This window comes from Photobacterium profundum, from assembly GCF_003026285.1.
In the GTDB taxonomy this organism is placed as follows: Bacteria; Pseudomonadota; Gammaproteobacteria; order Enterobacterales; family Vibrionaceae; genus Photobacterium; species Photobacterium profundum.
This window is the reverse complement of sequence record NZ_PYOD01000002.1, coordinates 532,680-555,494: the sequence shown is the minus strand read 5'-3', so window position 1 is coordinate 555,494 and position 22,815 is coordinate 532,680. Positions and strand designations below refer to the sequence as shown.

General features: G+C 39.7%; 16 protein-coding genes. 11 read left to right on the top strand and 5 right to left on the bottom strand.

All coding sequences use genetic code 11. From position 1 onward, the window contains the following. Nucleotides 1-15: 15 nt before the first annotated feature. Nucleotides 16-996 (bottom strand): zinc-dependent alcohol dehydrogenase family protein, encoded by a 981-nt coding sequence (locus C9J48_RS07270; protein WP_006228883.1) that lies wholly within the window; start codon nt 994-996, stop codon nt 16-18. Between the two features lie 152 nt (nt 997-1,148). On the opposite strand from C9J48_RS07270, the gene C9J48_RS07265 reads away from it, so the two are divergent. Further along, nucleotides 1,149-2,033, top strand: a complete 885-nt coding sequence (locus tag C9J48_RS07265; protein WP_006228884.1) for a LysR family transcriptional regulator — start codon at nt 1,149-1,151, stop codon at nt 2,031-2,033. Between the two features lie 373 nt (nt 2,034-2,406). Continuing rightward, nucleotides 2,407-3,897 (top strand): SulP family inorganic anion transporter, encoded by a 1,491-nt coding sequence (locus C9J48_RS07260; protein ID WP_006228885.1) that lies wholly within the window; start codon nt 2,407-2,409, stop codon nt 3,895-3,897. 554 nt (nt 3,898-4,451) lie between these two features. On the opposite strand, the gene C9J48_RS07250 is transcribed toward C9J48_RS07260, so the two are convergent. Beyond that, the gene (locus tag C9J48_RS07250) at nt 4,452-5,459 is read right to left on the bottom strand and encodes a helix-turn-helix transcriptional regulator (RefSeq protein WP_006228888.1); all 1,008 of its coding nucleotides are present in this window, start codon (nt 5,457-5,459) and stop codon (nt 4,452-4,454) included. Between the two features lie 139 nt (nt 5,460-5,598). Beyond that, nucleotides 5,599-5,913 (bottom strand): hypothetical protein, encoded by a 315-nt coding sequence (locus C9J48_RS07245; RefSeq protein ID WP_006228889.1) that lies wholly within the window; start codon nt 5,911-5,913, stop codon nt 5,599-5,601. 261 nt (nt 5,914-6,174) lie between these two features. On the opposite strand from C9J48_RS07245, the gene C9J48_RS07240 reads away from it, so the two are divergent. From C9J48_RS07240 to ygjK, 6 genes are all read left to right on the top strand, one after another. Next, entirely contained in the window at nt 6,175-7,329 is a 1,155-nt protein-coding gene (locus tag C9J48_RS07240; RefSeq protein WP_006228890.1) for an HlyD family secretion protein, read from the top strand. Continuing rightward, nucleotides 7,319-8,362: a DUF2955 domain-containing protein gene (locus C9J48_RS07235; protein ID WP_006228891.1), complete on the top strand. Its 1,044-nt coding sequence runs from the start codon at nt 7,319-7,321 to the stop codon at nt 8,360-8,362. The genes C9J48_RS07240 and C9J48_RS07235 overlap by 11 nt, the downstream gene beginning before the upstream one ends. Nucleotides 8,363-8,619: 257 nt before the next feature. Next, nucleotides 8,620-10,023, top strand: a complete 1,404-nt coding sequence (locus C9J48_RS07230) for an aminotransferase class V-fold PLP-dependent enzyme (RefSeq protein ID WP_006228892.1) — start codon at nt 8,620-8,622, stop codon at nt 10,021-10,023. 60 nt (nt 10,024-10,083) lie between these two features. Further along, nucleotides 10,084-11,004 (top strand): transporter substrate-binding domain-containing protein, encoded by a 921-nt coding sequence (locus C9J48_RS07225; RefSeq protein ID WP_006228893.1) that lies wholly within the window; start codon nt 10,084-10,086, stop codon nt 11,002-11,004. A gap of 29 nt (nt 11,005-11,033) precedes the next feature. Continuing rightward, the gene (locus C9J48_RS07220; RefSeq protein ID WP_006228894.1) at nt 11,034-13,364 is read left to right on the top strand and encodes a putative bifunctional diguanylate cyclase/phosphodiesterase; all 2,331 of its coding nucleotides are present in this window, start codon (nt 11,034-11,036) and stop codon (nt 13,362-13,364) included. A gap of 540 nt (nt 13,365-13,904) precedes the next feature. Beyond that, a complete protein-coding gene (ygjK, locus tag C9J48_RS07215) occupies nt 13,905-16,646 on the top strand; it encodes an alpha-glucosidase (protein WP_006228895.1) in 2,742 nt (913 codons plus the stop codon). Between the two features lie 339 nt (nt 16,647-16,985). Here the strand turns inward: ygjK and C9J48_RS07210 are convergent, their stop codons facing one another. After that, on the bottom strand, nt 16,986-18,359 hold the full coding sequence (locus C9J48_RS07210) for a Na+/H+ antiporter NhaC family protein (protein WP_036802540.1): 1,374 nt from the start codon (nt 18,357-18,359) through the stop codon (nt 16,986-16,988). 170 nt (nt 18,360-18,529) lie between these two features. Continuing rightward, the gene (locus C9J48_RS07205; protein ID WP_006228897.1) at nt 18,530-19,459 is read right to left on the bottom strand and encodes an aromatic alcohol reductase; all 930 of its coding nucleotides are present in this window, start codon (nt 19,457-19,459) and stop codon (nt 18,530-18,532) included. Nucleotides 19,460-19,729: 270 nt separating this feature from the next. Here C9J48_RS07205 and C9J48_RS07200 point away from each other — a divergent pair, with 270 nt between their 5' ends. The 3 genes from C9J48_RS07200 (at nt 19,730) to prpC (ending at nt 22,782) form a co-directional block, all read left to right on the top strand. After that, nucleotides 19,730-20,491, top strand: a complete 762-nt coding sequence (locus tag C9J48_RS07200) for a GntR family transcriptional regulator (protein ID WP_006228898.1) — start codon at nt 19,730-19,732, stop codon at nt 20,489-20,491. A gap of 97 nt (nt 20,492-20,588) precedes the next feature. Beyond that, complete coding sequence (gene prpB, locus C9J48_RS07195; RefSeq protein WP_006228899.1) at nt 20,589-21,458, top strand: methylisocitrate lyase; 870 nt, start codon at nt 20,589-20,591, stop codon at nt 21,456-21,458. Between the two features lie 163 nt (nt 21,459-21,621). Then, nucleotides 21,622-22,782 (top strand): bifunctional 2-methylcitrate synthase/citrate synthase, encoded by a 1,161-nt coding sequence (gene prpC / locus C9J48_RS07190; RefSeq protein WP_006228900.1) that lies wholly within the window; start codon nt 21,622-21,624, stop codon nt 22,780-22,782. Nucleotides 22,783-22,815 lie beyond the last annotated feature (33 nt).

The following is a 22,815-nucleotide window of genomic DNA, read 5'->3' as shown; positions in this document are numbered from 1 at the left end:
TATTTTTATTTGTTATTAATCGTGCGTAAGTACAACTTTACCTACGGCTTTCCCTGCTTCTAGATGCGCATGCGCTTCAGCCACTTGCCAGATAGTGAATGCTGACTCATCAATTAATGGGGTGATTTTCCCTTGATCTACTAAATCTGCTACTGCGGCTAAAATCTTGCCATGGCGGGCACGATTGATGTTTTCAATCATAGGAATCAGCATTAATACACTGTGGAAGCTAAGCCCTTTCAATGCAATCTGAAGTGGATCGGCAATGGGTAATGTTGTTGCCACACGTCCATTGAACTTAACAGCTTCAAAACTGCGTTGGATATTCTCGCCTGCAATCGTATCGAAGATGGCGTCGAATCCATGGCCATCAGTGTATTGGGCAACGTATTCAGCAACATTTTGCTTTTCTACATTAACCACGTTGTTGGCGTTAAGTGTTTTGGCTACAGCTTCATTTTTAGATCGTGTTGTTGTTGTAACAGTAGCACCAAGATGTTTACCAAGTTGTACCGCGATATGACCAACACCGCCAGTTGCACCATGAACAAGTAGGTTGTCACCCGCTTTAACGTCCATTTTTTCGCACAGAGCTTCCCATGCCGTGATAGAGACAAGCGGTAATGCTGCTGCTTGCTTCATAGTCAGCGAGGTAGGTTTGTGTGCCATTAGGTTGGCATCAACCAACATGTAATCTGCCAGTGCACCGTTAATACCAGCAATACCGCCAGCACAACCATACACTTCATCACCGACTTTGAAGTTGCTAATAGAGTCACAAACTGCTGTTACAACACCCGCTACATCACCATGAAGAATGCTTGGTAGGTTTTCAGACCATGGCGTCTCTGCAGAGCGAAGCATGGTATCTAACGGATTAACACTAGTGGCTTTCACTTCAACAATCATATGACCAAGTTGCAGTTCAGGCATTGGTTGTTCTGTAAGGTTAAATGCATCGTAGCCGCCGATATTGCTAATTGTCATTGCTTTCATTTCTTACGCTCCGGTTTGGTTTATGCGGCCATTTTAGCCATTGCTAGATAAACAACAATATGCTGAAAAACAAGATAGCTTTGCTTTTAAGGCAAAAGCAACTGCGTTATAGTGAAAATAAGAGAGAGGCGTGTAACGAGGTGACAAAAGATATGGCCACATTTAATAAATTGCATTATTTCAATTGTGTTGTAGAAACGGGCAGCATTTCAAAAGCCAGTAAAGTTTTTGATGTACAGCCATCATCGATATCACGTCAATTAGCGTCATTAGAGAGTGAACTCGGCATTCGCCTGTTAGAGCGAACAACGCGAAATGTCGGCTTAACGGAAGCGGGTAAAACGTATTATGACTATTCAAAGCGTATTATCTCTGAACTTGAAGAAGCCAAACGTGCGGTGGGTGATCTGCAGCTTAGCCCAATAGGTAACCTAAAAATTAGCACTACAGTGGGGTTTGGTGAAAGCCGCATTCTGCCCCTATTGCCTAAATTTAGGAAGGCTTATCCTGATATTCGCATCGAAGTTGAGCTGACTGAACGGATTGTGGATTTAATCGAAGAGAATGTTGATATCGCGATTCGCAGTGGTCGTTTACCCGACTCTAGTTTGATTGCGAGAAAGCTGGTAGATAATCATTTTCTTTTATGCTCAAGCCCTGAGTATATGGACGAGAATGGACTACCAGATTCACCAGAGCAATTGATCAACCATGATTGCGTGGTGTATGGCTACCATGGTTGGAAAGATTGGTATTTGGTAAAAAACAATTTTCAAAAATTAGCCATCAAACACTATATGACTGTTGATTCAGTGAATGGACAAAAACAACTTATTCTTCATGGTGGTGGTATTGCACTTATCCCTTATTGGGCAGTTAAAGATGAACTAGACTCTGGTCGGTTAATTCAGGTGTTACCAGAACATCAATTTAGCCCGTGTCTCCATTTAAGTTCAACTTATGCGATTTATCAAAATAGAAATCTAGTCTCTTCAAAGATGAGGGTATTTTTAGATTTTTTGCGAGAAAATATGTAGCCATAGTAGTAAAGCATAATGATTTTTCAGTCTTGCTGGTGGCTGAGGAATCAGGATGTTTTTTATTTGCATCAATATGAAAATTTACTTCTCACAACAAAACTCCTCACTAATAAAAGTCATTACAACCGTTAATGGCAAAAAAATACTTTATGGGTACTCGTACTATTAAATGTAATCCACTTAATTTATCAATGAATATAGTTGGAATGTTAAGATTCAATTATGAGTAATAGTTGTGATTGGTAGGTTTATACAATAGCTGTATTATATGCCGAAAATACAAAAGCAAAGGGAATACATCATTAATAGTCCGCCTTAGAAATAAATCTCTTATCAATTTATGTCTCATTAATTAATAAAGAGGTTTTTCATGTTAAGTTTTTATAAAGAAAGTTGGTTTGACAATATTAAAGGTGATTTATTATCAGGAATAGTTGTAGCATTAGCGTTAATACCGGAAGCTATTGCATTTTCAATAATCGCCGGACTTGATCCAAAGGTCGGTTTATACGCTTCATTTTCAATCTGTGTTGTTATAGCTTTCACCGGTTCACGTTCTGCAATGATTTCAGCATCAACCGGCGCAATGGCTTTGTTAATGACGACGTTAGTTAAAGACCATGGTTTACAATATCTTTTAGCTGCTTCATTTCTTACCGGTGTTATTCAATATGTAATAGGGCTTTTAAAACTTGGTAATTTAATGAGGTTTGTTTCACGCTCAATTGTTACCGGGTTTGTTAATGCTCTAGCAATATTGATTTTCATGGCTCAATTACCAGAATTAACCAATGTAACGTGGCAGGTTTATGCGTTAACTGCTGCCGGGTTAGGGATTATCTATTTATTTCCTTATATTCCTAAGGTTGGGAAAATATTGCCATCACCATTAGTTTGTATTATTGCAATTACTATATTCAGTGTGATGTATAACATAGATATTCGTACTGTTGGCGATATGGGATCATTACCTGATTCGTTACCTGTATTCATGTTCCCTGATATTCCATTCTCATTAGAAACATTAAATATAATCTTCCCTTACTCGTTAGCACTTGCCGTTGTTGGTGTTCTTGAGTCGCTTATGACTGCAAAAATCATTGATGATATTACTGATACAGATAGTGACACTAACAGTGAATGTAAAGGTCAGGGTTTAGCAAATATGGTTTCATCATTGTTCGGTGGCATGGCTGGCTGTGCCATGATTGGACAATCAATGATTAACATTAAATCGGGTGGTAGAACTCGATTATCCACATTATCATCAGGTGTTTTCCTTTTGATAATGGTTGTTTTCCTTGGTGACTATCTAAAGATAATTCCAATGGCTGCGCTTGTTGCCGTGATGATTATGGTTTCTATAAGCACGTTTTCATGGAAATCAATACCAGCGATGAGGCACATGCCGCTAAACTCTAACGTGATCATGATTGCAACGGTTGTTTCTGTTGTCTTAACCGATAACTTAGCAATCGGTGTTGTTGTTGGTGTTGTTATTGCTTCTGTGTTCTACACGAATCAGAGCAGGTTAATCATGAAAGTCACTGATGATATTATCATTCGTTATGACCACACAATCCATAAGGTACATGGTCAGATATTCTTTGCGTCTGCTTATACCTTCATTGACATGTTTAATTTCAATAGCCCTTCAAAGTACGTGACCATTGATTTAACCAGTTGTCATTTTTGGGATATAACCGCTGTGGGTGCGCTTGATAAAGTGATTATGAAATTCATGAATGCAGGATGTGATGTTAAAGTCACTGGAATGAATGACAACACAATGAAAATAATAGAAAAACATGCAATTTATAATAAGCCTGAAAAGCTGGCATTAATGACGCACGGTCACTAGATATACCATTAAAAAAGCATCCTTTATTGGATGCTTTTAATGCTTTATTTAATAATGTTAAAAATATAACTAGGGGTTCTATGCGGCCACTTATAACACATGAACCATCAATTGTTGCTACAGCACATTTTTACTACCCTTCTAAAATAGCAAGAAATAAAGAGCCACATTCGTGGGTGATTGATAGAAGAACGTTAATTGCAAAGAAGTATAACGTTCATGGTATTAATAAAGAGTATTCGTTAAAGGTAAGTCCAAACCGTTATGTTTATGAAGAAGATTTGATTAGATACTTCGAGATAAGTAAAAAATCTAATCAGTTCTTTTCAAATAAGAACAAGATATATTTTAGTTAAATCTTCTTTTTAGTTAGTAGTATGAGAAGTAAATATAATGTCATTCAATCTGATTTTGATATTTGCACGTTACTTTACTATGTGATTGCACAAGTCATTGTAGATGGTGGGGTACAGCAAATAGGTAAGGGCATTAAGAGATTAGAAAATATGTGGCCAGATTAGGTATCTGGCTTAATTTAAAGGTGAGAGCTTTCATTATGTAGATCTATCTAAAAAGCGATTTCGATAATCCTTCGGAGGGAATCCGGTTAATTTTTTAAAAGCTCGCGAGAAATGAGCAATATCAGCATAACCTAACTTGGCTGAAATATCGGTAAGGGAGTAACGAGCATCTTCCATTAGTCGACAAGATGTAGCTAGCATGATGTTCTCTCGTATTATCTTGAACGTGGTATTTTCTTTAGCCAAGCGGCGTTGCAATGTACGCGCTGAGGTATTCAATACTTTAGCTGCTTCATTGACATTCATTGATGGCTGGCCAAGATAGGGGGTTAATGCAAGATAGACGGTTTCTATATATGTTCGTTTTTTTGGGGCGCTAGAGGCTTTTTTTTCTTTAAAGCTTGCAGGCAGTATAACGGGAGTATTAAGAATAGAATCTGATAGCTCAATGGCAGTTACATTGCGATCTGAAACAAACTGAATAGATTGCCCTTTAAATATCTCAAGCATAGGTTCGATGTTTGAAGACTGAACGGCAACCGAGGTGGGTAACCAGTGAGTCTTTGCCATAACGTTGATAAATTCGATGGTAAATAATATCGCAAATACTTCAGCCCAAAAAAATCCCTTGGTATCTTCTTTCGTTTTATAGCGGCAAAACCAAGGTGTTCCTTTAAAATGCTCGATAGAGATTTTTGCTGACGGTGAATCGTGAATAATGGCCGTTGCAAGAGAATTAAAAGCCTCTTCAAGATTTTTTGGAGCATGGATATGGTGCAATAATTTTGGGATGAAATACTCCCGAATGACTATGCGTAATAAATTACCATAATGTTCTGGATCCGCTTTTTCTGCCATTAGCGCCAGTAAGTGTTTAATGGGCTCTTCTGGCATAAATTCACTTTTCGAACGCAATATATCCTCAGGTAATCCCGCAGTCTTGAGCAATGGGTAAATATCTTTTTCAAAATGCGTCAGCAATTCAACCAATGTGGCGGCATGCACGGTTTTGATTAGAGGTGTGAGTTGGTTGGCTGCCATAATAGAGAAATATCCTTATCACCGTCATTGGTATGAGTTCTATTATACAGGTTTTGTTAATAATAAAATGATGGGATTATCTTCAGAAAAAAGGAAAAGGTAACGGCTGCTTCCATGCAGCAGGAATAATGTTGCTTGGTTATGATTGTACATGCTCTATGTCAGCTTTCTTTATAAGAGGTGTTGCCTCTGATTTTTGGGATGGTTTAAAAATATTAATAATCGCTTTTATGGTGAAGTAAGCGCATATCACTGTAAATATTGTAGCACTAAAATATTCACCAGATTGAATCGATGCCCCTACGATGTTGAATGCTTCTCCACCAAATTCTTTCACATAGGTTAGCGCCCATTTATAGACAAGGTAGAGCTTGGTGAGCGTAATTAGCACGAGATATGCCTTACCGTAAGGTGTTAGAAGAAACTGCTTTACTTTATTCCACATACTTTTCATTAATATCTCCTCGCTCTGACTATTATGGTTTGTGCTTGTTGAACGAGATTAAGTTTACGAATTGAGGGGGGTATTTTTGATCATTTAGCGCCAAGACTTGCTGTTGTTCCTAAATGTCTTTGGTGGCGTTAAATGGTAACAAATGAAGAGAGAAGACGATTAGTATTAGAATGATTTCAATCATTAGTTCGATTTATTACGTTGCATACGTAGATCAAAATTCTGTTTTGTTTACTACGAGAATAATCGAAGAGGATAGACATGAACCAAAATAAACAATCGTCTCATTCTGAAAAGCCACAAGCCCCACAGTTAACTGAGCAGCCTTTAGCATCTAGTTCTCTGCCCTCTAAAAAACAAGTCAGTATTCAAGCTATTACGCAGAGTGTTTTATGCCTGTGTATTGGGCTATTTGTTTTCTATTTAGTCGCCGATCGCTTTATTCCTAATACTGATATGGCGCGAGTACGCAGCCATGTGATTCCTGTTACGCCATTAGTCTCTGGTTCAATTATTGATGTATTAGTTAAGCCCAATGATGTTGTAGAAGCTGGCGATGCACTTATTCGTATTGATCCGAGTAATTATGAAATTGCGCTAAAAGAAGCAGAACAAGGCTTAAAGCGAGCTGGAAAACAGATTGGTGTGCAAACGGCTTCAGTTGCGGTTGCTCAAGCTAAATTATCAGATGCACTTGCCCATCAAGAAAATGTGAGAAGCCAAGCATCGCGGGTTTTGGCTATGGTTGATAAAGGCATTGTTACTAAAGCGGATGCGGATAAAACCCGAGCTAGTCTGGCGAGTGCTAAAGCGCAAGTTGCATCGGCTTCAGCGAATTTAGAGCAAGCCAAAGAGCAGTTAGGACAAACTGGTAGCGATAATATCGATATACAGTCGGCATTATTAGCATTACAAAAAGCGCAGTTAAATGTAGAGCGTACAGTCGTTCGTGCACCTGCATTTGGTGGTGTGTCTAATTTTCGCTTAGATGAAGGGTATTATGCGCGAGAAGGGCAACCATTATTAACATTTGTGTCTGGTGAAGATATTTGGTTAGAAGCGTATTTTCGTGAAAACAGTTTAGGTAATGTGCAAGCCGGTAATAACGTTGAGGTTGCCTTAGACTATGCACCTGGTGATGTGTTTAAAGGACAAGTTATTAGCATCGATTATGGAGTTAATTGGGGAGAAAGCAGTCAGGCCGGTCAGCTTGCCTCTGTTGGGGCTCAAACGGGTTGGTTGCGTCAAACTCAGCGTTTTCCAGTGATGATCCGTTTTGATAATGAGTCTGCTAAGGGGCTATTACGTGTAGGCGGACAAGCTGATGTGATGGTGTATACCAAAGAACAATCCACTATGAACATATTTGGCCGTGTGTGGATTCGACTATTAAGTTGGATGTCGTATGTCCGATAATTCGATGTCTTTAGTGAGTGTTAATGCAATACAACCTTCGGTTGATCGCCGTATTACCCGTTTTGTGTTGGGAGTCACCGTTGCCGCAGCACTTGCTTATGGCATAAATTGGGGATTGTCTTTTGTCATGCCCGTTTTCTTGGCAAAATTTTTAGTTGATAAGCCTGTATTAACTCGCCAGATCTTTGATGAATTGTTTTTGGCCATGGTCGTAACAGTATTAATTGGTTTAAGCATTAGTAATGGCGTGACCCATTACCCATTAGTGCTGTTGTTACTCGTTGGGCTATTAATGTTTGGGGCATATTATTTATTCATGGATCCTGAATGGAATTTATTTGCCACTATTCTTATTATTTCAGCCTTACTCATTCCTTATATGGGCATTATTAACCCTGCTGCGTCTTTATTTCTAGGGAAAGCGTTGATGATTTCGGGGGTTGGGGCCGTCGTCATGTTTGTTTTGATGCACTGTTTATTTCCCGATAAAGCGCCACAATCAGTAAAAGCTAAACTTAAGCCCGTATTACCCTCATCTTCCCAACGCACGAAAGAGGCATTACGTGCGTTGATGATCAGTTTTCCCGTTATTGCTTTCTTTTATTATTTTCAGATAAACGGTGCACTGCTCACACTCGCCTTTATTGGTATATTGTCGCTGCAAATAACAGGACAAAAAAGTGTGAAACTCAGTGCTTTCTTGTTACTGACTAACAGTATTGGTGGCATATTAGCGGTTATTGCCTATGAGCTTTTAGTAACAGTACCTTGGTTTCCATTTTTGGTGGCACTAATTGCGTTATTTACGTGTATATTTGCGAATAAAATCTACAGTAACCCATTTAAATCGCCTATCTGGAGTGGTGCTTTAACAGCATTGTTAGTGGTGTTGGGAACGGCACTGTCGAGTGAATCCAAAGAAATTGATGTTGGTTTTTATACTCGAATTACTCAGATATTTTTAGCGGGAATATACATGATATTCATTTCTTTTTTATTGGATAGTTGTAATAAATCCAAACACGATAGTTAATGTTTAATTGTTTATTAATTCAATTTTCGCACAATCCCTGAACTAACATCACAATATTTGGCACATCTCTCTGATTAATGATTCTGAATTAATTAATAGGTTTATTAAACAATAGTTGAGATGAAGATCATTCCTTCATAAATAAGCAAAAAAAATTCATTTAAAAGCGAATGCTTCCAGTTGTAACGATGGATTTCGTTTACTAGTATCGTTATTAATGACTTTTATAATAACGTTATTTACAGGGATGAAAGTAAATGAGTAACACGGACAAAGAACTCAAAAACGTAAACCGCCGTCAGTTTATTAAAGGAACGGCAAGTGTTGCTGTCGCAGGGCTCAGTACTTCAATGTTTGCAAATACGGTTAATGCATCCACTTTACAGACCGATTGGCAGGCGGTTAGTCAGAGTAAAAACGACAAGAAGTTTTGGCAGAAAGTACAAAAACAATTTGTTCTTGATAAAAGAACAACATACATGAACGTTGGTACGACAGGTTCTATGCCAAAGCATGTACTTGCTGAATTTAATGATAATAATAAAACGGTTGCGAAATATCCATGGGACATGGACGGAAAATTTGGTTCTTGGCCATATGTTTCAGATATGGTGAGTGATATTGCATCGGGTTTTGGGGCAGATCCTCATGAGATAATACTGAGCCGTAATACTACTGACGGTATGTGCTCTATAATTAACGGTCTTCATTTTGAAGAAGGCGACGTTATTCTTACTACTCATCATGAGCATGTTGCTGCTACATCTCCAATGAATATTATTAAACAACGTTTTGGCGTCAATATTGTTGAAGTACAACTTCCTGTCTATACCGGCTCAGAACCCGTGTCTGAAGATCATTATGTTAAGGCATTTGCTGATGCTCTTAATGATAATGATAATGTTCGCCTGATCGTATTTTCTCATATCACATACAAAACCGGTACAACATTACCTGCAAAGCGTATTTGTGCATTGGCAAATCAATATGCAGTGCCCACTCTTGTTGATGGTGCGCATACTGTGGGTATGTTTGATTTAGATTTCCATGATATTGATTGTGATTTCTATGCTGGTTCAGGTCATAAATGGCAATGTGGACCTGGTGCTACTGGTATTTTATATGTTCGTGATAATGCAACACGCTTAGATGAATATTGGAATGATCGTGTTAACCCACTTTGGCTTATTAACTCTTCGTTGTCTCATGCAGGGTATCTTGGTACTCAATTGCAAATGCAGTATATCGGTAATGATAATTACCCTGCTAAACAAGCACTGGCAGATAGCTGCAAAATGTGGGATGAGATAGGTAGGCATCGAATTGAAGATCGCGTATTACATTTAGGCGCGTTGTGTAAATCGTTATTAGCCGAAGCTTTACCAAACGCGAAATTCTTCTCACCGAACGTGAAAGGGTTAATGAGTGGTCTTACTACATTTAATCCTTTTGGATTTGAAAGCAGTGAGTTGCTTACAGAATTTAGGGATCGGTTACGTAATGACTACGGTTATATTATTCGTACGACTGATTTTAGATTATATAAAGATGATACCGTTGAAACACATGCACTAAGAATTTCTACACACCTTTTTCATGATGAAGAGGATGTGAAAGGGTTAGTCAATGCAATCCAGGAATTGTATGAATATATGAGTTGATGTTTGAGCGCTCTATAACAGCGTTTTCTTGATGACAGAGAATATGTATCGAGTGTGTTGATGACTGTAAATAAACTAAGAAAAACGATAAGCCATATTGTGTTTGTTGCGATCATTTTCAGCCAAAATGCCTTGGCAACTGATCTAAACGAAATTAAAGAGAAAGGTGTCTTACGCCATATTGGTGTACCTTACGCAAACTTTATCTCTTATATTAATAGAGATGATTTTCAATTACTAAGCGGCTTGGATGTCGATATTGTAAAAGGTTTTTCTGAGTCTATAGGGGTTGAGTATCAATATGTTCCGGCAGAGTGGAATAACGTTATAGGTAAATTAATCGGTCAAAATGCTCAATTTAAAAATGACCAAATTGTATTAGGCAAAAAAAGCCTAATTGAAGGCGATATTATCGCCAATGGTGTGACAATTTTGGATTGGCGAGCTGAACTTGCTGATTTTTCTGACGATTATTTTCCTTCTGCTGTTTGGCTGGTCGCGCGTGCCGACTCTGATTTGGAACCTATTCAACCAACTGGCTCGATTGACAAAGATATAGAAAAAGTAAAAAAACTTATTAAGGGAAGAGATGTACTGACGATGGAGCAATCTTGTTTAGACCCTAACTTATACAACCTCTATGAAACAGGGGCAAATATCATAGAGCCAGAGCGTAGCCGAAAATTAAATGAGATGGTACCTGCAATCCTCAACAAGGATGCTGAAAGTACGTTGCTTGATGTTGCTGACACCTTAATTGCACTTGAAAAATGGCCTGGAGAAATAAAGGTGATAGGCCCTATTTCACAAGATCAAAGAATGGCAGTGGCATTTAGAAAGAGTTCTCCAGAACTTCGTAAGGCATTTAATCAATATTTGGCTACGATTAAAGAAGATGGGACTTACCAAAAGTTGGTTGAAAAATATTATCCGTCGGTATTTTATTTCTATGGTGATTACTTTAAGAAAAGTAATCAGTAGAATTGATAAAGATAGTAATAAAAGGATTTATGAAAAAACGGAAGCAGAAACTATCAAGTAGTCGTTTAATCATTATTGCTGCGGTATTGCTTGCAGCATACTTGGTGTTGATTTTGGCTGTCACTAATCTTGGTCAGACACGGCTAAAAGAGTCTCAGCACCGAGAGCTTAATCTCAAGGTACAAAGCTATACCAGCATGCTGGAGTATTTCTTTTATGTCACGAATGATGAGATAACAAACCTCGCCAGTGATAAAGAAATGCAGACATTTTTCGCTAATTTAGCATCAGGTATGTCAATGAAATACGGTCTCGGTGCGAGCTTGATCAATCTTGATAGAGATCTGATAGCACTAAAACAGTCGGCTACAATAAATCAAAAACCAGTTTATCGACGCTTGATGCTTGTAGGTTATGATGAAACAATCATTTCAAACAGCACGCCACATCAAGATATTTCTTTTGATATAACTCAATACAAAAATATGAAAAGCCCAGACATGATGATCCGTACGGTTAAAAAGTCTGGTGATATCAGTATTCAATTGATCAAACCTGTTAAATATGGGGGGAAGGCGGTTGCTTTATTGGTTGCTGATATTAATAAGCAAGTTATCATCGACCAGCTTACCGTGCAGGAATATGCTGAAAGTCGAAGCCGGGTGGATTTAGTCGCGGATAGTGGAAATATTTTTATTTGGGATTCGTTAACAGCGAGCCAAGAAGCTGAAGGTACAAGTACGTTAGTCAATAACCTTTATTTTGAAATGCAGATTAGAAATACACCGTTTAAGTTAAGGAGTTGGTTTGAGCCGGTAAATGAAAAAGATATTTTTACTTCAGGGTGGTTTATCGCAGGTCTTTCATTTCTTTCCTTTCCAGTTATTTTTGGACTGTTATATATCTTTAAAATTAATAGCGCTAATATTATTTTGAGGACTAAATTTGAAGAAAGTAATAAACAACATAGGGCTCTATCAGATAAAAATGTACGTTTAACGGAAGAGATTGATAAAAGAAAAATATCTGAAGAAAAATTGGCTTACCAAGCATCGCATGATGCATTAACAGGTTTACCTAATCGAAAGTATGGTAATGAACGATTAGAACAAGAGTTATTCAGAGCGAAAAGAAATAAGACGAACGTATTAGTCATGTATATTGACCTTGATAATTTCAAACAAATTAATGACACCTTAGGACACTTAGCAGGTGATCAAATCTTGAAATTAAGCACTTCAAGGTTGCTAGGATCTGTGCGTCACTCTGATATTCTGGCGCGATTAGGTGGTGATGAATTCTTATTAGTTATTCCTGATCTGAAAGATTTGAACTCAGCCAAACTATTAGCGACAACGATTGTCTCGTTATTTAATAAACCGTTTTTTTGGCAAAAACAGGAGTTTTTCGTATCTACCAGTATTGGCTTATCGGTATTTCCTCAAGATGGCGATAATGCTCCACAGTTGCTCGCGAGTGCCGATACTGCTATGTATCGAGTAAAGCAAGATGGCCGCAATGCATTTAGCTTCTATAGCACAGACATGAATAAGGATGTGCAACGTACATTAGAATTAGATGGACGGTTACGGCAGGCGATTGCGAATGATAGCTTGGAACTCTACTATCAGCCTATTATTGAATTAGAATCCAACCAGATTGTTGGGGCTGAAGCACTTATGCGTTGGAATGATGCAAAGTTTGGCTTTGTTTCGCCTGAAGAGTTTATTCCTCTTGCCGAGAAAAATGGACTAATACACCAGCTTGGTGAGTTAGCCATTAATAAAGCCTGTATGCAAGCCGCAGAGTGGCAAAAAATATCACCACTACAAATATCAATTAACTTTTCGAGCGTTCAGTTTAGGTACTGCGATAAACTCTTTAAGCAAATATGTAATGGGTTAGCCAGATCAGGTTTACCTGTTGATAAATTAGATATTGAAGTAACAGAAAGTTTATTGATTGATCACAGTGAAGAGGTTGTTACATTACTTCATAAACTGCAATCCATGGGGGCACAACTTACCATTGACGATTTTGGTACTGGCTATTCATCGCTGAGCTACTTACAGAAATTCCCGTTCAATAGGCTGAAAATAGATCGAACATTTTTGCTAAACATGCATGCTAATGATGCTGACCGTGAACTTGTAAATGCAATTATTGCGATGGCGAAAGCACTCAATTTAAAAGTGGTGGCAGAAGGAATTGAAGAGCAATGGAATGCGGATTATCTGAGATTCATTAACTGTGAATATGGGCAAGGTTATCTATACAGCAAACCTGTACCCGCGAAAGAGTTTGAACATTTGTTGTCGCATAAGTTGAACCCGGTGTTGTGCGAGCAATTGAATGTCTGAGTGTTTTTTGAGCAGTCAATAACGTTGGTGAAAAATAAATGTCTTTTTATTTGGTTTTTAATATCTAGTTATCCTTACCCCTCTGTTACATAACTTACACTACGGTTAATTATGTTTTAGTTAAAATTTTAATCGTTAATACAGACGTCTTTTTTTGCTAGTAATTTAGACCTCTATGCAAAGAGTAGAAAATCTATAGAGACCTTACTGCCATTTTTTATTCTTATTAGTAACGAATAAAGACATTTCATTAGTGATTCTCTCCAACTTAACTGATCATTCTGTGCTGTTTGTATTGCTTGGCTGTAAGTTTTCGTCATTTATTATAAGTATGAAAATGCCACTATGCTTTTTGAGTATATTTTTGTTACATAGGAAAATAGATGCTTATTTAAGTAAAAAATGAACTGTGATCTCGATCTATTTTACTTAAATATTTACTAATTATCATACTCCCGATTTTTACTTTTAGTACCAAGAACTTACAGAGCTATAACAAAGACAGCATGTAGGTATAGATAAATAATCGGGGGAATAATGATGGTTTTTCGTAAGACACTTTTAGCAGTTCTTATTGGTTCGGTGGCTGCACTGGCGGGTTGTAATAGCAGCAGTAACGATGTGGATGATAAAACAACAACACTACCTACGAGCGATTACACCAATATTATTGATCGGGCAGGTAACCCCGATGCACTGCGTGATTATGACGAATACGACAATTTAAAATACAATGCTTTTGTCGATAATGGCGCGTGGCATGGCCATCTTTTACCTGCTGATACTAATGGTTATGGTGCTTTTGGTGGCATCATGCAAGTTACCCAAGAATATGCGAACTTCATGTCTGGGCAAACATTCGATAAATTGCATCTGCTTGATAAAACATCGGGTAATGTGATTGATCTTGCCAATGCTACAGCCAATATTTACAGCACCCCTGGCGCGTTGGTTCAAATTCTAAAAACAGATCAAGTTGAAGTGCAGATGTTCTTGCGCTTTGTGACTGACCGTACATCTTTGGTTGAAACTAAAATCACTAACCTGACTTCGAATGATTTAGATTTGGAACTAAGTTGGGATGGTGAATTACTGCAAAATGCTTACGAAAAGCCTAATGATAGTGGTGGAGTAACGACGCAAACTATTGCTGAAATGTACCCAGAGTATAAGCGCACGATCAGTGCGACAGATAATGGAATTAAAATTAACTTCAGTGACATGAAAGACAACTGGGCTATTCGAAATGATAGCGACGCTGAATTCCGTGTTACTCGTTCTATACCGACAATAACAGCAGCAAGCGGTTTAACATTTAAATCGGTAACTGCTGCTGAAATTGACGAACATGAAAGCATGACTTTCTATACCGCGTATTCCAACCTGCATAATGCAAAAGAAGTACAATCTGAAACTCAAAAAGTCCAAGCGATTTTAGCTAACCCTTCAAGCTATATGAATAAATCTCAAGCTCGATGGGATGAGTATTTAGCCAAAGGTCTAACGAATGCAGAAGCCACACCAGAGCAAGCACGTGTCGGTGTAAAAGCCATGATGACTTTGAATGGTAACTGGCGTTCAGCTGCGGGTGATATTACGCAATCAACAGTGACCCCTTCTGTTACAGCACGCTGGTTCTCGGGCAACTTGACTTGGCCGTGGGATACATGGAAGCAAGCGTATGCAATGGCACACTTTAATCCAGATGTGGCGATGGATAATATTCGTACTGTGTTCCAATTCCAAGTGCAAGCAGATGATGAAATTCGCCCGCAAGATGAAGGCTACTTGCTTGATGTCGTGACTTACACCAAGCCGGAAAGTCGTGGTGGTGCAGGATCAGAGAACTGGAATGAACGCAATACAAAACCATCACTCGCATCTTGGGCGGTGATGGAAGTGTATAACGCCCTCATCAGTGAATTCGATCGCAAAGATGATGCACAAGCATTTATCGACGAAATGTACCCTCAGCTGGTGGCTTACCATAATTGGTGGTTAAACAACCGTGACCATAATGGTAACTCTATTCCAGAGTACGGTGCTGCCGTTGATCCTGCCCACAACACCAGCAAAGCTGAAGGTAATGAAATTTATGTCCGTGTTTGGTCTGCGAGTAATTTAACAGATCCGAGTTTCGGCTTTGATGTGTCTAAAGTTGAGCTTTTACCCGATGCCCCTAATGCTGCTGGTCAGTCTCGCTACAAGATTATCTCGATGGCTAACTACAACACGCTGTTAGACAACAAAGAAGGCTTTGATGTTGGGGCTGTGAGCAACGGAGCGAAGACTGCGACATCGTGGGAATCTGGTATGGATCATGCCGCTCGCTTTGGTGAAATTTACGATCTTTCTCGTGTTAATAGCTCGGGTGATCCCGAAATGGATCAGCTGGGTCGCTACGCCAATGAGCATTATGGTTTTGATAACACCTTGACTCAAAATGGCGAGGTATACGCTTATACTGATAGTAGTGCCGTTAACTTAGCGAAACTGCTTGATGCACGTTTGGACTGGGAAGTCCGTTTTGCTGAAAACCGTACAAACGATAATGCACCGTCAGGTACTTTGTTAGGTTTCTCGATGCTGCAAGAATCGGTCGATCAGGCATCGTACATGTATTCCGATAATACCTATCTTGCGCAGATGGCTAAGTTGGTATCGCCGGGTGTTTCAGCTGAAGGTGATGTAAAACGTTTCACGGAACATGCTACATTCATTAAGGACTACATCAATACCTGTATGTTCGACGAAGGTACGAACTTCTACTACGACATCCGTATGGTGGACAAACACGGTCAAGATTCTGCTTACGAAAAGAATGGCATTATGTGTGCGGGTAAACCATTGGTTGAGCGCGGTCAAGCACCAGACGGTTGGAGCCCATTGTTCAACGGTGCTGCAACGCAAGAGTACGCCGATCGTGTTATGGATGTGATGCTAGATGCTGATAAGTTTGATGCTTCTACCAAATACCAAGCCAAAGGAATTAGCTTCCCAACGGCATCAATGGATAACCCTGCCTATGAAGCCAATATTTACTGGCGTGGTCGTGTATGGCTAGACCAATTCTATTTTGGCGTATCGTCGCTAGATAAATATGGCCGCGCAGATGATGCGGTTCGTATTGCCAATGACTTGTTCAATAACGCGGAAGGCATGACCGGCGATGGGGCGATTCGTGAGAATTACAACCCAGAAACAGGTGCGGTACAGGGTGCAAGTAACTTCTCGTGGAGCTCGGCACACACATACATGCTTTATCGTGGTTTCTTTAAGTAAGCATGAGGTAACATCCCCCTTCATTACGCTGTTGTTGTTATGAGTACATACCGATAAGTGTAGTGATTACCTAAGCCGACCCTTGAATTTATTCCACAAGGGTCGGCTTTATCATTATCTATATTAAGTGCTTTCAACAGAAACAAAAGTAACGTCTATCATGATTGAGCTTATCGTTAGTGCTGAATAGCAAGCTGTAGCAAAATTGCTGAGCTAGAATTATCATTTCTTCAATGAGCGTATGAGCGCGTTGTTGGTTCTGGGTATCCAACAGTAAAAATGGCTATGCTGTTGATTAAGGTGAGGCGACTGTGGATCATGGTCATGACTATCAAGTTATTAACTCATTGAGCCCACAATGATATATCCAATGAATGAGAGTGCAGCGAAACCTAAAGTAAAAGGAAGCTGAGTGCGAAAATGTTGCTCTGGCTGACAATTAGCCGCTGATGATGCCACGATCACCGAGTCGGAAATTGGTGAGCTTTGATCACCAAAAACAGCACCAGAAATCACAGCGCCAATAACTAACGCGACATCTAACCCCAGACTGATCGCCATTGGAATAGCAATTGGCGTAAGAATACTCACTGTTGCACCAGAACTCCCAGTAGAAAAAGAAATCGTCATCCCCAGAACGAAGATAATAGCAGGTACAAACTCACTAGGTAGATTGGCTGCGAGTAAGCTAGCCAAATACGTCCCCGTACCTAATTGGCCGATAATATTACTCAGCGTAAAAGCCAGAACTAAGATAATGACAGCAGGTAAGATTTGTTTAAAACCAGCAATAACCCAATTCATGTAATGGCTAAAAGCAATGCCGACTAGACGGTAAACTAGACCTGACCCTATCAATGCAATAAAGCCCCCCCAGTAAATAGCATCACTGATATTGCCTTTAAGTGGGTTACCATCGCCAGTAATAACGATAATGAAAAAGATGGAGATAAGCAGTATCACAATCGGTAGCATTAGAATAAAAACAGTGATCGCTTTTGAGTTCGATAAGTCCTTCGTTTGAACGCTATCCTTGGTCATCGTCATGGGCGATTTTGAAGGAAAATCATGTTTCATCAAAGCTAAAACAGGTACTGAGAGTAAAACCAAGATGGTATAAAATTGATAATGAATCGCGTTAAACACATAGGACATAGGCTGACCAGGCAACACGCCTTGATCAATTTGTGCATTCAGTAAGCTTGTAAGAAATACCCCTGCTCCACTAATTGGTAATAACCAAGCTAAAGGTGATCCGGTGCTGTTTGCTATATAGGCTAACTTTTCTTTTGATAGTTGGTGCTTGGCAAATAACGGTTGTCCAACTAAACCAACCATCATCATTGAGCCGACACCTTCTAGACACATTAGAGTCCCCATTATAAATGTTAATAGTTGCGCTCCTCGTGGTGATTTAATCCACTTTTTCTGCTCGGTAAGCAATATAATTGCCTCGTTAATTGCACCAGATTGTTGGAGGATATTGATGATTGCACCAATCATCAAAATAAAAATAAGGCTTTTAACCATACTGATTGACGTAAAGGTAACAGCCACCGCATCAAAACTCATGGTGATACCAGCAAACACTTCACCTTCTAATAAAACCGCGCCCATGACTATTCCTGAAAATATCGATAAATAGGCTTGTCGAGTTGTTATTGCCAGAATAATGGCGATGATCGGGGGTAATAAAGAAACCCAAGAATTCATGGTAAATACCTCAATAATCTAATGAGGCTATTTTAATGATATGTTGCTATTGAGCATGGTTAGGATGGGTCGAATAATGGTAGATATCGAACCTAATGGAATTTATGTTAGCGTAAAAATGACCTGTTCATATATGAACAGGTCAAAAGTGAACGCATACACCGTTAAGGCTATTTATCAAAGATAAAATCAGCATCAGCCAAAGCTTGCTGTGGTGTCATTGTGACTTGGTAATCGGGATATAGTTTGGTGGCTCGCAGGGTTTCATCCGTAAATGCGGCCAATTTACCGACAACATAGTTAACATAATTAATACCCCAGCGTTCACGATCGGTTTCTGCCCCTTTTTTCGCGTTGACCTCATCGCCGGCAGTATTGCGGGCATCAGTAATAAACTCAGAAGAATAATGCTCATACTCGAATTTATGATCAGGGAAGTTGGTTTTTATTTGGGCAACCATTTCATTTTGTGTTAGTACATTGAAATCAAGTTGTACACAGTGGTTTAAAGTCCGATCGTCTGTTATAGCGAAGGCAGCTAACGCCCCAATGTCATTAATATGATGGGTATGGATCGGTAGCTCACAATCACCAAAGGTTACGATACTTCTGAAAAAGCGTAAGTTAGGCAAGAAGTAATCAAAAATTCCACCAGTATAAATCAGTGTCCACCCAATACCTGAATCGAAGATTTTTTGATGAAGTTCTTTTTTATGGTCAAAAACAACACCATCCCCCCAATTAATTGCACGAGTATGTGAGCCAAACTCAGTGGGAATAAACCGTTTAACTCCGGCTTTAACCGCGGCATCTAGCCATATCGGTTCAACTTCAGTGACAATTTGTTTTGAGCCAGGAACAGCACAAAGTAGTACATCAACGCCTTCAAGTTTTTGGGCCATCAGATCAACATTCGTCATGTTTTTGACCTCAACCACGCTGGCACCTTGTTTTTCAAAAGTAGCAACTTTTTCGTTCTTTGAATCTCGCGTGAAGACACGAACCTCGTGACCTAGTGCCAATAAATTATTGGTGAGTGGTGTTCCCACCTGACCTGTTGCACCAATAACCGCGACAACTTGCTTTCTGAAGGTATACATAAATGCTCTCTCAATTCATTCCTAATGACCAAATCAGTCTAGAGTGAATAGACCATACACACACGGTGTAGGTAGGCCAAAAAATGGTGAATATCGAACTTATCGTATTGTCGTAATGAGAGAATAGCATAATGCTTTTCAAGCCATTAAAACACCAATCTGTCGACAGTTCAGACCAAAGTCTAATACATATTGTTAACAATTGGCTTGTAATTGTGCGATTTTAACGCTAAATTTTGATTATTAACTGACCAATTGTTGACAATGTAAATGAAAAAGAACGATGCAGCACTACAAGCTGTCGACACTACCTCGGTGCCTTCGAAAGATATACAGCTAACGCCTATCACGACAGAGTGTGAATCAGGTGTAAAAGAGCTGACCAAATCTGAAAACCTGACCGAGCAACTGATTGAGCTTATTGTTAGCGGTGAATACCAAGCTGGCAGTAAAATTTCCGAACCTGAATTAGCTCGTAGTTTTGGTGTTAGCCGCGGACCACTACGTGAAGCAATTATGCGGGTAGAAGCCTTGGGTTTGGTAGAGCGAGTGCCACATGTCGGCGCACGGGTTGTTGAATTAAGCCAAGCAAAGCTCATCGAAATTTATGCGGTACGTGAAGCACTAGAAGGCATGGCAGCAAGGCTTGCCTGTATTAATATTACCGATAAAGAAATTGATGCCCTACAAGATCTATTAGAACAACATCAACGCCATATTGAACAAGTCGACGGTGCCTCTTATTTTCACCAGCAAGGGGACTTTGACTTTCATTACCGAATTATAAAAGCCAGCCGAAACACCAAGTTAATCAGTTTATTGTGTGACGAGCTTTACCATTTGTTACGCATGTACCGCTTTCAATCACCACGCAAGCATTCGAGGCCTACTACTGCATTGAGTGAACATATTCACATTCTGGCTGCTATTAGAGAGCGAGATGGTGAGCTCGCAGAACTATTAATGCGCCGCCATATTATGCGCAGCCGCCAACTGATTGAAAATCAGCTTACAGAAGATATAAAGAAGTGATTTTTTAGTGTGGGATGAAACACAATATAACGTATGAAGAAACGAATTCCGGAAGAAGATATATCGAATAGGAATAAAATCATAAGGAGATAGCACCATGAGCCCAGGAAAACGCTTCCGCCAAGCGGTTGTCCAAAATAACCCATTGCAAATTGTTGGCACCGTTAACCCTTATTGCGCAATGATGGCTGAACAAGTTGGTCATCAAGCCATTTATTTATCGGGTGGAGGGATTGCCAATGCATCGTACGGCTTACCTGATTTAGGGATCACAACGTTAAATGATGTACTGGAAGATGTTCGTCGTATAACTGCCGCCACTCAATTACCACTATTGGTTGATATTGATACCGGTTTTGGGGGCGCGTTTAATATTGCGCGCACAGTGAAAGAGATGGAGCGCGCAGGTGCTGCAGCCATTCACATGGAAGATCAAGTGGCACAAAAGCGCTGTGGGCATCGTCCCAATAAAGCCATTGTTAGCCAAAGTGAAATGGCTGATCGGATTAAAGCCGCTGCCGATGCGCGGGTAGACAGTGATTTCGTTATCATGGCGAGAACAGACGCATTAGCCGTTGAAGGGATGGATTCAGCCATTGAACGCGCAATTGCCTGTGTTGAAGCTGGAGCTGATATGATTTTCCCTGAAGCGATTAATTCCCTCGAGCAATACCAGCAATTTTCAGATGCTGTGAATGTCCCAATTTTAGCCAACATTACAGAGTTCGGACAAACGCCCTTATTTTCAGGCGAAGAGTTAGCGGAATGCGGTGTCGATATGGTGCTTTATCCACTGTCTGCTTTTCGCGCCATGAACCAAGCGGCTCTGAATGTTTATCAGCACCTTAAGTCAGATGGTCATCAGCGTAATGTGGTTGATCAAATGCAAACGCGTGAGCAGTTATACCATTATTTGGGATATCACGATTACGAGCAAAAACTAGATCATCTGTTTAAAAAAGAATAAACAGTAATAACTGAACCAATAAAAATAATAATTAAATACAACAAATAACGAATTAAGTAGTGATTTATTACGATGCTCTTTATGTGCTTTGACATCCTTATATTGTCATCGAATAAAAAGTAATCAACCTAATCCAATAATGTGAAATATAAAGGAGTCCGTTATGTCTGTAATAGCCGTAACTGATAGTCAAAAGGATAAGAAAGCCCTGAACGGTGCTGGGTTACGTGGCCAGAGTGCAGGTACAACCTCGTTGTGTACTGTTGGCCAATCGGGCACAGGTTTAACCTATCGGGGTTATGACATCACCGATCTTGCTCATCATGCTGAATTTGAAGAAGTGGCTTATCTGCTGTTAAAAGGTCAGCTACCCACACAAAGTGAACTGGATAATTATAAACAAGCATTACAAAGTGCTCGCGGTTTACCCCCAGCATTATGCTTAGTATTAGAAGCGATTCCAGCCAATGCACACCCAATGGATGTGATGCGAACAGGCTGTTCAATGCTCGGTAATCTTGATCAAGAGCACGACTTTTCAGAACAAGGCGAGAAAACGGACACCTTATTAGCATTATTGCCCGCCATTATTTGTTATTGGTATCGCTACAGTCACCATGGCGTACGAATTAATACTGCAAATAGCACGCAAGACAGCATTGGCGGCTACTTCTTAGAAATGCTGACAGACGAAGCGCCATCGGAATTACATAAAAAGGTGATGCATTGCTCGTTGGTTTTATATGCCGAGCACGAATTTAATGCATCGACATTTACAGCGCGTGTGTGTGCGTCCACTTTGTCTGATTTGCATTCTTGTATTACGGCGGCAATCGGTAGTTTGCGAGGTCCGCTGCATGGCGGAGCCAACGAAGCGGCGATGGCAATGATCGAACAATGGCAAAGCGCAGAACAAGCGGAAGCTGGCACAATGGAAATGCTCGCGAATAAAGACAAAATCATGGGTTTTGGCCATGCCATTTACCGTGAATCCGATCCCCGAAATGCCTTGATTAAAGAGTGGTCGCGCAAGTTATCTAAAGACGTTAATGATACTCACTTATTTGAGGTGTCAAAAAAGGTCGAGCAAATTATGAAACGTGAAAAAGGACTGTTTCCTAACGCTGATTTTTTCCATGCATCGGCTTATCACTTCATGGGCATTCCTACCAAACTGTTTACACCGATTTTTGTAATTAGCCGTGTAACAGGATGGGCTGCACATGTTTTTGAGCAGCGTGAAAATAACCGGATTATTCGCCCAAGTGCCGATTATCAAGGCCCTGAACATCAAGATTGGTTACCGATAGAACAACGTATTTAGATTGGATATACCAACGGATTAATGAATTTAAAA